This is a genomic window from Vibrio sp. 5S239, assembly GCF_041439575.1.
Taxonomy (GTDB): Bacteria; Pseudomonadota; Gammaproteobacteria; order Enterobacterales; family Vibrionaceae; genus Vibrio; species Vibrio kanaloae.
The window spans coordinates 1-13,641 of sequence record NZ_JBGOOM010000030.1; the positions used below are offsets into that span (position 1 = coordinate 1).

The window sequence follows — 13,641 nt, forward strand, 5'->3', positions numbered from 1 at the left end:
GAGCGCAACCTTGCCAAGGTTGAGGTCATCGGTTCGAACCCGATGTATCGCTCCAGCTTTCTTCTAAAAAAGCTAATAATATTCTTTGAACCACTGCGTTTAAAGGCGACCTTGAAGGTCACGCTCTTTCTTTAATGCTGCGAAGCATAATTCCCCAAAAAAGCAAATAATCCTCCATCACGGTGGATATTTTTTTGTCTTAAATTTTCCTTAGCAACTGGAATGCTAGTAAACATCAGGTCTCTGAAGCAGCTACTTGAGGTTTTTCATATCTATAAACAGACTTATCCACAAATTCTTCCATGTGGATAACTTGGTTGATAAAGTTATTTCAGGCTTGATTCTTTATATATATCAAAAAGATCTTTCTTGTTTTTAAGACAATGCTCAAATTGAATATCTATTAAGCTATTGTTTTATATGGATTTTCTAGTGTTTGTTTGAATTTATAAAAGATCGTTAACTTGTTGTTTTTTGATCTTAATCATTTATCGGTACTGTGTTTAACTTTGTGTAGGTGTCGGATGTTTACGAGAGATCTGAATTTTTTCCACATTGTTAAATTGAGAACAAGGTCAAACATTGTTCGAAAATTATGTGCAACTAGTTGTGTCGAATATTGGACTATTGATATGAGTTTGTTTGTTAAGTGTTGATGCACAAAGGGCTAGGCGTCTCTTGGTAAGCCTTTTTCAACAATACGAATAAGTCGGTGCTTTTTGGTAGACACTTTGTTGTGACCTTCTTGTTCCCTGTTAGCGTTCGGTAACTGTTGTAGTTGTTTTCCCAAAGCCCACTCAATATGAACATCCAATAATTCACTTTGACCGCGATACGATTCTAATGATTCAACAATGCGTTGTTGAAAAGGCGCATTGCCCATGGCGACAAAAATGTTTCGCAGCCATTGGGTGTGTCCAATACGTCTGATCGCTGAACCTTCCATTCTTTTGAGAAAAGTAGCCTCATCCCAGCTTGAAAGAGCAACCAGATCGGACTCTTCGAAATCTTCTCGACGGTGGAAATCTTTTTGGTCGGTAATATCGGCATGACGATTCCAAGGACATACGAGTTGGCAATCATCACAACCGTAGATACGGTTACCAATCGCTTCTCTGTACTCTTCCGGAATAATACCGTCGAACTCGATGGTTAAGTAAGAGATACACTTGCGAGCATCCACTATGCCATCATCAATAATGGCACCGGTTGGGCAGGAGGTGATACAGGCGGTACATTTTCCGCATTCATCGACACTGGGTTCATCGACCGGAAGAGGGATGTTAACTAACAGTTCTCCTAAGAAAAACCAAGAACCGGCCTCTTTATCTAGGATTAGTGAGTGTTTGCCTGTCCAACCCAGCCCAGCCTTTTGAGCAAGAGGCCTTTCTAAAATTGGTGCAGAGTCGACAAATGGGCGTGAATCTAAACCTTCGACTTCTTTCTCAATTTTTTGGCCCAGCTTTTTCAATTGGTTACGGAACAATTTGTGATAGTCACGGCCCAATGAATAACGACTGATATAGCCTTGAGTGGTATCGCTGAGATTAGAAGCAAACTGCGCTTCTGGTGGTAGGTAGTTCATTCGGGCGCTGATCACTCGAATCGTTCCAGGATGAAGCTCATCAGGACGTGCTCGCATCATTCCATGCCGAGCCATCCAATCCATTTCGCCGTGATTACCCGCATCTAGCCATGCTTGAAGAGGAGCTTCGTGTTCACTTAAATCAACATCGCAGATGCCAACTTTTTGAAAGCCTAACTCTTTTCCCCAAATTTTAATTTTTTCAGCAAGATGGTCTAGGTTCATGGCTTGATTCTTAATTCTTATTTTCTCTGTTTTACAATTAGAGATAAGGCTAATTAAAATTAGGTTCGGCAAAAATGGGGGCGGATCTTAACGGATCTTAGCGGTATTGACCAGAACAGACGTATTTTCGTCAGTATTTTTCACAGAACTTACACTTGAGTGCTTGTTTCCTAAAAGCATCACGGTTTACTATTCTTGTTCTTTTGATTTTTATATAGTCAACGATCGATTTTTAGAGAACGTATTCATGAGCATTAAGCAATTTACTTTGAAAGATGAACAAGCAACGATTCAATTAGGAACGGAGCTTTCTAATCTTTGCTCACAGCAGACGACTATTTATCTGCACGGTGATCTTGGCGCCGGTAAAACGACTTTCAGTCGCGGTTTTGTAAAAGCACTTGGCCATCAAGGAAATGTAAAGAGCCCAACGTATACTCTAGTTGAACCTTATCAACTTGCAGACTGGCAGGTGTATCACTTTGATCTCTATCGCTTAGCCGATCCTGAAGAGTTAGAGTTCATGGGAATTCGTGACTACTTTACTCCAGATGCTATCTGTTTGGTGGAGTGGCCAGAGAAAGGCTACGGGATGCTACCGGAAGCTGATTTGGATATTGAGATTCGTTACCAAGACGATCACCGTATTGTTTCTTTAACCGCTAACAGTGAATACGGACAGCGCTTACTTAATCAGTTGGATTTATGTTGATTTCTAAACGCCTTTTTTCTACAGCAGCCATGATGGCTGCTATTTTATCTTTACTGTTTTCTTCACTTTCTTTTGCTAATTCACTTAAAGGTTTGCGGGTTTGGCCTTCTCCTGAAGAAACTCGTGTGGTGATCGATCTGCAATCGGAAGCTGATTTTAGTTATTTCACTCTGAGTAGCCCGAGTCGTTTAGTTGTCGATTTAAAAAATACCAACCTTGCGACCCAGTTGCCTGTCGTGGTGAAAGATAGCCCTATTCTGTCGAAAGTCCGTAAGAGTTCCCCACCAGAGAAAAACACTTATCGCTTGGTGTTTGAGTTGAAAAGGTCGTCTGAAGCCGATTTGTTTAAACTCAGCCCAACGCCAGGTGGTCAATATGGTCACCGTTTGGTGATTGACCTCCCTCATGGTGCTATCAGTAAAGATAAGTCCACGCCGAGTAAGTCAACGATAAGTAAAAACATTAATCAGGTTAAGCGCCAGAAAGATATTCTGATCGTGATAGATCCTGGCCACGGTGGTGAAGATCCAGGCTCGATTGGCCCAACTCGTAAGTACGAAAAGAATGCGACTTTGAGTATATCTCGTAAGCTTGCAGCCCAGTTGAATGCGGTGCCAGGAATCACGACGCGCTTAACACGCAATGCCGACTACTTTGTGAACTTGAACCGACGTGTTGCGATTGCTCGTGAGAATGAAGCTCACCTGCTGATCTCTATTCACGCGGATGCCTTTACGACACCTCAACCCAGAGGGGGATCGGTGTTTGTGTTGAATACTCGACGTGCGAATACCGAAATATCACGTTGGATTGAAAACAAAGAGAAACAATCCGAATTATTGGGTGGTAGCGGCGCGGCTTTCACTAGCAATATGTATGATAAGAATGTCAACCAAACCTTGCTTGACCTGCAGTTTAGTCACTCTCAAAAAGAAGGCTATAAATTGGCAGCGGCGATTCTGTCGGAAATGGGTAAGGTCGCAAGGCTGCATAATAGGAAGCCGATTAATACTAGTTTGGCAGTATTGCGTTCCCCACAAATTCCATCGGTATTGGTCGAGACAGGCTTTATTTCTAATCCGACGGAAGAGAAGCTTCTTTTCCAACGTTCGCACCAAGATAAACTTGCGCGTGCTGTGACCAAAGCGGTCGTTAAGTATTTGAAAGCGAATCCGCCTGAAGGGATTATCTTGTCGAATGCCACATCCTCAACGGGTAGCGTTAGTCAACACAAGGTGTCTCGTGGCGAGTCGCTATCTGTGATTGCCAGCAAATATGGCACGTCGACGCAGGCCTTGATGAAACTCAATAACCTGAAATCGAGTAGCCTAGCAATCGGCCAAGTGCTTAAGATCCCAAGCAGCGCTTCAGGCTCATCATCTAGCAGTGTAGTCAAAACCAAGACCATAACGCACACGGTTAAGTCTGGAGAATACCTCGGCAAGATAGCCAGCCGTTATAAAGTTTTGGTCGCGGACATTAAGCGCGAGAACCGTTTGAAGTCTGAAACCCTGAGAGTGGGCCAAAAGTTACGTATTACGGTTGAGGTGAAAGATGTACCCTTACGTAAGCATAAAGTCGTACGAGGGGATTATCTTGGCAAGATTGCTTCTAAGTATGGCGTGAGCGTTAACAGTATTCGCCAAGCGAACAATCTACGATCCGATGGTTTAGCCGTCGGCCAAGTGCTGATTATTCCGCACAAATAAGCTTTTTAACGCAGACATGTTTCCAACAATGGCAGTAAGGTAGCTATGAATATGACGATCAAAATACTGCCAGCTCGGTTAGCTAACCAAATCGCAGCGGGTGAAGTGGTAGAAAGGCCTGCCTCTGTTGTCAAAGAGTTGGTAGAGAACAGTTTGGATTCAGGTGCCACACGTATCGATATCGATATCGAGAAAGGTGGCGCCAAGATGATCCGCGTTCGTGACAATGGCAAGGGGATCGTTAAAGATGAGCTTGCGTTGGCATTGAGCCGTCATGCTACCTCCAAAATCCATACCCTTGATGACCTTGAGGCGATCGTCAGCCTTGGTTTTCGTGGTGAAGCGTTGGCGAGTATTAGCTCTGTCGCACGCTTAACCATGACCTCTCGCCCTGCAACTCAAGATCAAGCTTGGGCTGCACACAGTGAAGGGCGAGAGATGCAGGTTAAACTACAGCCTGCTGCGCACCCTATTGGTACCTCGGTTGAGGTGTTGGATCTGTTCTTCAATACACCAGCACGGCGCAAGTTCTTACGTACCGAGAAAACCGAATTTACTCATATTGATGAACTGCTTAAGCGAATTGCGCTAAGCCGCTTTGATGTGACGATCAACCTGCGTCACAACGGCAAGATGATTCGTCAGTACCGTGCGGCCAAAACCGATGTTCAGGCTGAAAAGCGTATTGCAGCCGTGTGTGGTAATGCTTTTGTCCGTCATATGCTTAAGATTGAGCTCGAACATCAAGGGTTGAAACTTCATGGCTGGATCACCACGCCTGAAGGAGCAAGGCAGCAAAGCGATCTGCAATACTGCTATGTGAACGGCCGTATGATGCGCGACAAATTGATTAACCATGCAATCCGTCAAAGCTATGAAACTAGCCTTCGACCAGACCAATTTGCGACGTATGTGTTGTTCATTGAGCTAGACCCGCATCAAGTCGACGTCAATGTGCACCCTGCCAAGCATGAAGTGCGTTTCCATCAAGCACGTCTTGTGCATGATTTTATTTACCAAGCATTGAGTGATGGTCTTGCGCAAAGCAAACAGATCGACGCTGCGCCAATTAATCAGTCGGCTTTTCATCAATTAGACGTCGATCATTATCAGCAAGACGGTGCTGTTTCTGAATCTAGCGATGCGTCCAATGTTTCCGAACAAGAAGACACTGTGCCTGCCGATTCAGAGCAAAACTTAGTGTCAGAAAGGGTGCGACAGGCTATTGAGCAAACGCCAGCTTACCCAAGAAAATCAGAACCTGAACGAGCTTCTAACCGGTCTCAAGATCGTGTTAATGACGGCGGGCAAGACTATGCTTCATCAACTAACTCCAGTTCATCAACCAGCCCAAATTCATCAACTAACGTAAGCTCGTCCACTCACCTCAGCTCGCTTGAGCGTGAAACCAATTTTACCGGCTCTCCTCGTCAAGAATGGATAGAGTCTCGCCCTGCACCGCAGAAAGAAAAAGAGTCGCACCAACACCATGCTGATCCCGCGCCTTCTAAGCGCGAAGTGAAAGCTTACAAAGAGCTTCTAAAAACCCCTGATTTTGATGAACAAGCCGTTGTGGATAGGCAAGTCGTTGTGGATAGATCAGAGGCAAACGTTGCGCCTTTGCAGAGGAATTCGATTTCGAATACTCCTGACGATATTAAGCCCGTTGATACGAAACCAAGAGCTCCGGTAACTGACTTGGGGAAGGCGGTTACCGTTGTAGAGCGTCAGTACCTCGTGATGGGCAATAAAAATGGCTGTGTATTGGTTTCTTTAGCCAAGGCTGAGTTGTTGCGTGTTATTGGTCAGATGGATACTCAAAGTGGACCGTTGAAAAGCCAACCGTTGTTAGTGCCTTTATCTATTAAGCTTGGTAGTGAACTTGTCGAGGTAGCGAAAGCATTAAGCCAAACACTGACGCTACTTGGTATTGAGCTTAAGGCTCGCAACAGTGAGACGGTGATGGTGATGGGCGTGCCTTCGCCCTTGAGACAGCAAAACTTACAAATTTTGATCCCAGATCTGTTATCTTACGCGGCTTCAATAAACGGCCAGATTGTAGAGCATCACGCGGCTAATGTTGCTAACGACCTGTTGCCATCACTGGCTTCCTGGATCGGGATTCAAACCGCGCAAGTAAAAAGCGACTACACTTTATCTGAAGCGGTTCAGCTCGTTGGGGAACTTGAACAGCTTTGGCATGGTCTACTTCCATTAGATGATCCTGAGTTTGTTCATCCTATCGATTTTTCAGCGACCATAGCCGCGTTTTCGGTTTAACTTTTTCGCGACCACATTTATCTTTTCAGCTGAATGTATCGCGACATAAAGCCCTTTGCTATAAAGGCTCTAACAGAGAAAATTATACTAAATATCATGACTGAAAAATTACCTTTAGCGTTGTTTTTAATGGGCCCAACGGCATCAGGAAAAACAGATTTAGCTATCCGCTTACGTCAGAAGTTCCCAGTAGAGATCATCAGTGTCGATTCGGCATTGATCTACAAAGATATGGATATTGGCACCGCTAAACCGGATGCGGAAGAGCTCGCGCTTGCGCCTCATCGCTTGATTGATATTCTGGATCCCAGCGAAGCGTATTCGGCGGCAGATTTTCGTCGTGATGCGATCAATGAAATGAATAAGATTGTAGCGGAAGGCAAAATCCCGCTACTGGTCGGTGGCACAATGCTGTATTACAAGGCCTTGTTGGAAGGTTTATCGCCATTACCTGCCGCGGATCAAGAGATTCGTAAGCAAATTGAAGCGGAATCTATCGAGCAAGGTTGGCAAGCACTGCACGATCAATTAAGAGAGATAGATCCCGTCTCAGCTGAAAGAATACACCGAAATGATCCACAAAGGCTTTCAAGGGCATTGGAAGTTTATCGAATTTCGGGTAAAACATTAACTGAGCTCACTCAAACGAAAGGCGATAGCCTGCCATTTCGTGTAAAACAATTTGCTATAGCTCCCAAGGAAAGGACAGAACTCCATCGCCGTATTGAGCTGCGCTTCGAGAAGATGATAGAAGCGGGTTTTGAAGAGGAAATGAAGGCGTTGTACGCCAGAAAAGATCTTCACCCAGAGCTCCCATCGATCCGATGCGTTGGCTATAGGCAGATGTGGGATTATTTAGACGGGAATTGTGATTTAGACGAAGCGGTTTTCCGTGGTGTCTGTGCAACCCGTCAGTTGGCCAAGCGACAAATCACCTGGTTGCGCAGTTGGGATGATTTAACTTGGTTAGATAGCGAAAACATTGAACAAGCGTTAGAAACTCTTTCAGATGCAATAGCATCTGATTAGTATTGCTGTGTATAATGTGATCGCTTTTGCGTGAATATACTCTGGAAAGGATCCGTTATTGAGGCTTTTAAAAAATCACAGCCTTTCAATAACAACGGAGTTTTTTTATTCATTTAGCTCAGATGCAAAGGCCGCACCTTTTTGTGCACCACTAGCTAAATAATTACAACAAAATACAAATAAGGAAAATAAAATGGCTAAGGGGCAATCGCTACAAGACCCATTCCTAAATGCACTCCGTCGTGAGCGCATTCCAGTCTCTATCTATCTTGTTAACGGCATTAAGCTGCAAGGTCAGATCGAGTCTTTCGATCAATTTGTGATCTTATTGAAGAACACAGTAAACCAGATGGTTTATAAGCATGCGATTTCTACTGTGGTTCCTGCTCGTGCGGTTAGTCACCACAACGGCGAGCAACGTGCGCCATCTGATCGTCCAGAGAAGACTGAAGATTAATTATTTAACGAATACAGCACATGCTGTAATAAGGAGTTGGTTGCTTGTTTGACCGTTATGAATCCGGCGAGCGAGCCGTACTTGTTCATATCAACTTCACGCAAGAGGGAGAATGGGAAGACCTAAGCGAATGTGAAATGCTGGTCTCCTCTGCGGGGGTAGAAACGCTACAAGTGATTACTGGTAGCCGCCAATCCCCACTCCCTAAATACTACGTTGGAGAAGGTAAAGCCCTAGAAATCGCTCAAGCCGTTCAGCTGACCGGTGCTGAAATTGTGATTTTTAACCACTCTCTCTCTCCTGCCCAAGAGCGAAACCTCGAGCAATTGTGTAAATGTCGTGTGATTGATCGCACGGGCTTGATCTTAGATATCTTTGCACAACGTGCGCGAACTCATGAAGGTAAGCTACAAGTTGAGCTCGCTCAACTTCGTCATATCTCTACTCGACTGATTCGTGGTTGGACTCACCTTGAAAGGCAGAAAGGTGGTATTGGTCTTCGTGGTCCAGGTGAAACTCAGCTGGAAACTGATCGACGTTTGTTGCGTGACCGTATAAAGGCAATACTGCGTCGTTTAGCAAAAGTAGCTAAACAACGTGAACAAGGACGACGTGCTCGTCATCGAGCTGAAATCCCAACAATTTCTTTGGTTGGTTATACCAACGCAGGGAAATCAACACTTTTCAATCGTATTACTAGTGCAGGTGTTTATGCGGCAGACCAACTGTTTGCAACCTTAGACCCAACACTACGTAAGATTGATTTGGCAGATGTCGGGCCTGCAATTCTCGCAGATACCGTAGGTTTTATCCGTCATTTACCACACGACTTGGTCGCTGCGTTCAAGGCTACGTTACAAGAGACGCAGGAAGCTGACATTTTGTTACATGTTGTTGATGCCAGTGATGACCGCTTTCGTGAGAACATTCAGGCGGTTCATGAAGTATTAGAAGAAATTGATGCTCATGAAGTGCCAACCCTTGTAGTCATGAATAAAATTGACTGCATGGAAGACCAAAAACCTCGAATTGAAAGAGACGAAGAGGGCGCACCTCGCGCTGTTTGGGTTTCTGCAATGGAAGGAGAAGGTATTGAACTGCTGTTTGAAGCTTTAACTGAGCGTTTAGCTAGCCAGATGGTTCAATTCCGGTTGTGTATTCCACATCAACATCAGGGCCGTATTCGCAGCTTATTCTTTGAGATGAAATGTATTCAACAAGAAGAGTATGATGAAAATGGTAACTTGTTGATAGATATCCGAATGCAACAAATAGATTGGTCTAAACTTGAAAAAAGAGAAGGGGCGCTCTTAGGTGACTTTATCGTTACCAAAGAGACTGCTACAGTATAACGTCATATCAAATGATGGAGCTTTCTAATGGCGTGGAATGAGCCTGGAAATAATAACAACGGTGATAATAACGGCCGCGATAATGACCCTTGGGGTAATAAAAATAATCGCGGCGGCCGAGATCAAGGACCGCCAGATCTAGACGAAGTGTTTAATAAACTAAGTCAAAAGTTAGGTGGCAAGTTTGGTAAAAAAGGTGGTGGCGGTAACGGACCATCTATTGGTGGAGGCGGTGCAATTGGCTTTGGTGTCATTGCCGTTATTGCCATTGCTATCTGGTTCTTCGCTGGTTTCTACACGGTTGGTGAGGCAGAAAGAGCCGTCGTGCTTCGACTGGGTCAGTTTGATCGTATCGAAGAACCTGGCCTTAACTGGCACCCACGTTTCATCGATGAAGTTAAAGCGGAACAACTGGTAAACGTTCAAGCGATTCGTTCGCTACGTGCTTCAGGCACTATGCTGACAAAAGACGAAAACGTTGTGACCGTTGAGATGGGCGTTCAATACCGTGTTTCTGACCCATACAAATACTTGTATCGTGTAACGAATGCGGACGATAGTTTACGTCAAGCAACCGATTCTGCGCTTCGTGCGGTAATTGGTGATTCACTGATGGATAGTATCCTAACGAGTGGCCGTCAACAGATTCGTCAAAGCACTCAAGAAACGCTAAATCGTATTATCGATAGCTACGACATGGGTATTCTGATTGTTGATGTGAACTTCCAATCAGCACGTCCACCAGAGCAAGTGAAAGATGCATTTGATGATGCAATCGCGGCTCGTGAGGATGAAGAGCGTTTCGAACGTGAAGCTGAAGCATACCGAAATGACATTCTTCCAAAAGCAACAGGTCGTGCTGAGCGTTTGAAGAAAGAAGCGGTTGGTTATTCAGAGCGCATCGTAAATGGTGCTCTAGGTCAAGTGGCTCAGTTCGAGAAATTGCTACCGGAATACCAAGCAGCGCCTGAAGTAACACGTAACCGTATGTACTTAGATACAATGGAAAAAGTGTACTCAAGCACATCGAAAGTGCTGATTGATTCAGAATCAAGCGGTAACTTGCTATACCTACCAATTGATAAGCTAGGTGCTCAAGGTGAAGGTCAGTCGGGTAAGCGCTCGACAAAAGCCCCATCGACTTACGATCAAATTGAGTTAGAAACTCAAGCGGATCCAAAGTCTAGCACTCAAACTCGTTCAGATAGTTCACGTCAAGGGAGATACTAATAATGCGTAAGTTAATGATCCCTGTATTGGTTGTGACGTTGGCTTTACTACTAATGTCAGTATTTGTGATTCCTGAAGGCGAGCGCGGTATCGTGATTCGTTTTGGTCGTGTATTGAAAGATAACAATGATATCTCTCAGATCCACGAACCGGGTCTGCACTTTAAGTTGCCATTGTTCGACCGTGTGAAAACACTTGATGCGCGTATTCAGACAATGGATGGTCGTTCAGACCGTTTCGTAACGTCAGAGAAAAAAGACGTCATCATTGATTCATACGTTAAGTGGCGTATCCAAGACTTCGGTCAATACTACTTGGCAACAGGTGGCGGTAATGCATTGACGGCTGAAGCGCTACTTGAGCGTAAAGTGACGGATGTATTACGTTCTGAGATCGGTTCGCGTGAAATTAAGCAAATCGTGTCAGGTCCTCGTAATGAGGATATTCTGCCAGACTCTGCTGATAGCGAAGTGGTGACAACGGTAGCGGCTGCAGAAGCGCTAGAGGTTGATGGTGAACGCGATAAGATCATGGCAAACGTATTGTCTGATACTCGTGAGAGTGCGTTTAAAGATCTTGGGGTTGAAGTTGTTGATTTCCGAATGAAGAAAATCAACCTTCCAGACAACATCAGTGACTCTATCTATAAGCGTATGCGTGCCGAGCGTGAATCGGTTGCCCGTAAGCACCGTTCACAAGGTCGTGAGAAAGCAGAAGTTATTCGCGCTCAAGCTGAGCTAGAAGTAGCGACTGTGCTTGCTGAAGCGGATCGTACCGCTCGAATCACGCGCGGTGATGCCGATGCAGAAGCAGCGAAGATCTACTCAGATGCTTTCAACAAAGATCCTGAGTTCTATGGTTTCATGCGTTCACTGCAAGCTTATGAGACATCATTTAGCGATAAGAGCGACATTCTAGTACTGGATCCGAAGACAGACTTCTTCCGTTACATGAATCAAGCAAGCGGTATTCAAGCAAAATAAGCGGATTCGTGAGTTAATGACTAGCAGAATGCGTTAAAAATCAAAAGGCTCCCATCATGGGAGCCTTTTTGTTTTCTGGCAGCTGAGAATTCACTGTTTTGGAACTTCAGGGAGGCAGCTCAACCGCGTTGTGCTTTGAGAAAGCCTAACGATAAGTCATGAACGCGATAACTGCTCCGGCGACAACAAGACAGCCTCCAATGCGACGTAGCTGGGTGTCTGGTTGCTGGCTAAGTTGGGCAACCATATTTCTCCACCCGTTTGGTGCCACTAAGGGCCCAAGCCCCTCGACGATAAGAACAAGCCCAATAGCGAGCCAAATTGAATGGGACATCATGCTGCCTTATATTTATAAAAAGATAATGATATCAGCATCTTTAAAGCTACGCCCTGAGTTATCGCAGATTTGTTTTTGAATGGCCTTGATGATTATGAACAAAAAGTGACTGCAAGAAGCGTGATTCAGTGCTAGAATCCATTTTTAATTAGCAACAGAAATTGGAAAGATGGGAAATAACGTAGTCGTTCTAGGCACCCAATGGGGTGATGAAGGTAAAGGTAAAATCGTTGACCTTTTAACTGAAGATGCAAAATATGTGGTTCGCTACCAAGGCGGTCACAATGCAGGTCATACACTTGTAATTGACGGTGAAAAAACCGTTCTTCACTTAATTCCATCAGGCATCCTACGCAATAACGTTAAATGTGTTATCGGTAACGGTGTAGTTTTATCGCCTGACGCACTTCTAAAAGAAATGAAGCCTCTTGAAGATCGCGGTATCCCTGTACGTGAACGTCTTTTCATTTCTGAAGCTTGTCCTCTAATTCTTCCGTACCACATTGCTATCGACAACGCGCGTGAAGTCGCTCGTGGCGCGAAAGCTATCGGTACAACGGGTCGTGGTATCGGTCCAGCTTACGAAGATAAAGTTGCTCGTCGCGGTCTACGCGTTGGTGACCTTTTCGATAAAGAAGCCTTTGCTGAAAAGCTAAAAGAAGTCATGGAATTCCATAACTTCCAACTAGAGCATTTCTACAAAGCCGAAACAGTAAGCTACGAAGAAGTACTTGAGCAAGCGATGAGCTACGCAGACATGCTAACTGCGATGGTTATCGATGTAACTGACGAACTAGACGCAGCACGTAAGCGCGGCGACAAGATCATGTTCGAAGGTGCTCAAGGTACGCTACTTGATATCGACCACGGTACTTACCCATACGTAACGTCTTCTAACACGACGGCTGGTGGTGTTGCTGCAGGTTCTGGTTTCGGTCCTCGTCACATCGGTTACATCCTTGGTATCACTAAGGCTTACTGTACTCGTGTTGGTTCAGGTCCATTCCCAACTGAGCTATACGATGGCCTTGAGAAGCAAGATCCAATTGGTAAGCACTTAGGCGATGTTGGTCACGAGTTTGGCGCAACAACAGGTCGTCTACGTCGTACAGGTTGGTTCGATGCGGTTGCTATGCGTCGTGCAATTCAAATCAACTCTCTATCTGGTATCTGTCTAACAAAACTAGACGTTCTAGATGGCCTAGAAGAACTGAAAATCTGTACTGGTTACAAGATGAAAGATGGTTCTATCCTAGAGGTTTCTCCAATGGCTGCTGAGTCATTTGAAGAAGCAACGCCAATCTACGAAACTATGCCTGGTTGGACTGAGAACACATTTGGTGCTAAATCAATTGATGCGCTTCCACAAGCTGCTCTTGATTACATCAAACGTATCGAAGACCTAACTGGCGTGCCAATTGATATTATATCAACTGGCCCAGATCGTAACGAAACTATCATCAAGGTTCACCCATACAGCGCGTAATGCCTGTCTGAGTGATTCAGCACATAAAGTGTTGTGATAATTAAATCGTTTCTAAAAGCCGACTTTGTTAAGTCGGCTTTTTAATACCTGCAATTTGAGAGTCGAATACCAATCACAGTAAGTAAGTGATCAAAAATAGCGCCGGAAAAATGCTTGAGAACAAGGCAGAATTTTTCGATAAGTAGTTATTCTACAATCAAAAATTCTAACGAAGTTATCGAGTATTTTAACAAGCTAGAGTGAGCAGTTATTTACT

At 44.6% G+C, this 13,641-nt stretch carries 11 protein-coding genes; 9 read left to right on the forward strand and 2 right to left on the reverse strand.

From position 1 onward, the window contains the following. Positions 1-667 precede the first annotated feature (667 nt). Entirely contained in the window at positions 668-1,810 is a 1,143-nt protein-coding gene (queG, locus tag ACED48_RS18400; protein ID WP_017055699.1) for a tRNA epoxyqueuosine(34) reductase QueG, read from the reverse strand. 247 nt (positions 1,811-2,057) lie between these two features. On the opposite strand from queG, the gene tsaE reads away from it, so the two are divergent. From tsaE to hflC, 8 genes are all read left to right on the forward strand, one after another. Then, positions 2,058-2,522: a tRNA (adenosine(37)-N6)-threonylcarbamoyltransferase complex ATPase subunit type 1 TsaE gene (tsaE, locus tag ACED48_RS18405; RefSeq protein WP_017055700.1), complete on the forward strand. Its 465-nt coding sequence runs from the start codon at positions 2,058-2,060 to the stop codon at positions 2,520-2,522. Then, complete coding sequence (locus ACED48_RS18410) at positions 2,516-4,231, forward strand: N-acetylmuramoyl-L-alanine amidase (RefSeq protein ID WP_017055701.1); 1,716 nt, start codon at positions 2,516-2,518, stop codon at positions 4,229-4,231. Before tsaE ends, ACED48_RS18410 begins: the two co-directional genes overlap by 7 nt. 51 nt (positions 4,232-4,282) lie before the next feature. Beyond that, on the forward strand, positions 4,283-6,511 hold the full coding sequence (gene mutL / locus ACED48_RS18415) for a DNA mismatch repair endonuclease MutL (RefSeq protein WP_017055702.1): 2,229 nt from the start codon (positions 4,283-4,285) through the stop codon (positions 6,509-6,511). Positions 6,512-6,607: 96 nt separating this feature from the next. After that, a complete protein-coding gene (gene miaA / locus ACED48_RS18420) occupies positions 6,608-7,540 on the forward strand; it encodes a tRNA (adenosine(37)-N6)-dimethylallyltransferase MiaA (protein WP_017055703.1) in 933 nt (310 codons plus the stop codon). A gap of 193 nt (positions 7,541-7,733) precedes the next feature. Further along, positions 7,734-7,997, forward strand: coding sequence for an RNA chaperone Hfq (hfq, locus tag ACED48_RS18425; protein ID WP_017055704.1), 264 nt, complete (start codon positions 7,734-7,736; stop codon positions 7,995-7,997). Between the two features lie 44 nt (positions 7,998-8,041). Beyond that, complete coding sequence (hflX, locus tag ACED48_RS18430; protein WP_017055705.1) at positions 8,042-9,349, forward strand: ribosome rescue GTPase HflX; 1,308 nt, start codon at positions 8,042-8,044, stop codon at positions 9,347-9,349. Between the two features lie 27 nt (positions 9,350-9,376). Then, positions 9,377-10,579 (forward strand): FtsH protease activity modulator HflK, encoded by a 1,203-nt coding sequence (hflK, locus tag ACED48_RS18435; RefSeq protein ID WP_017055706.1) that lies wholly within the window; start codon positions 9,377-9,379, stop codon positions 10,577-10,579. Positions 10,580-10,581: 2 nt separating this feature from the next. Beyond that, positions 10,582-11,562 (forward strand): protease modulator HflC, encoded by a 981-nt coding sequence (gene hflC / locus ACED48_RS18440; RefSeq protein ID WP_017055707.1) that lies wholly within the window; start codon positions 10,582-10,584, stop codon positions 11,560-11,562. Between the two features lie 145 nt (positions 11,563-11,707). Here hflC and ACED48_RS18445 read toward each other — a convergent pair whose 3' ends face one another. Continuing rightward, positions 11,708-11,896, reverse strand: coding sequence for a DUF2065 domain-containing protein (locus tag ACED48_RS18445; protein ID WP_017055708.1), 189 nt, complete (start codon positions 11,894-11,896; stop codon positions 11,708-11,710). Between the two features lie 172 nt (positions 11,897-12,068). Here ACED48_RS18445 and ACED48_RS18450 point away from each other — a divergent pair, with 172 nt between their 5' ends. Continuing rightward, a complete protein-coding gene (locus ACED48_RS18450; protein ID WP_017055709.1) occupies positions 12,069-13,385 on the forward strand; it encodes an adenylosuccinate synthase in 1,317 nt (438 codons plus the stop codon). The last annotated feature ends 256 nt before the right edge of the window (positions 13,386-13,641 follow it).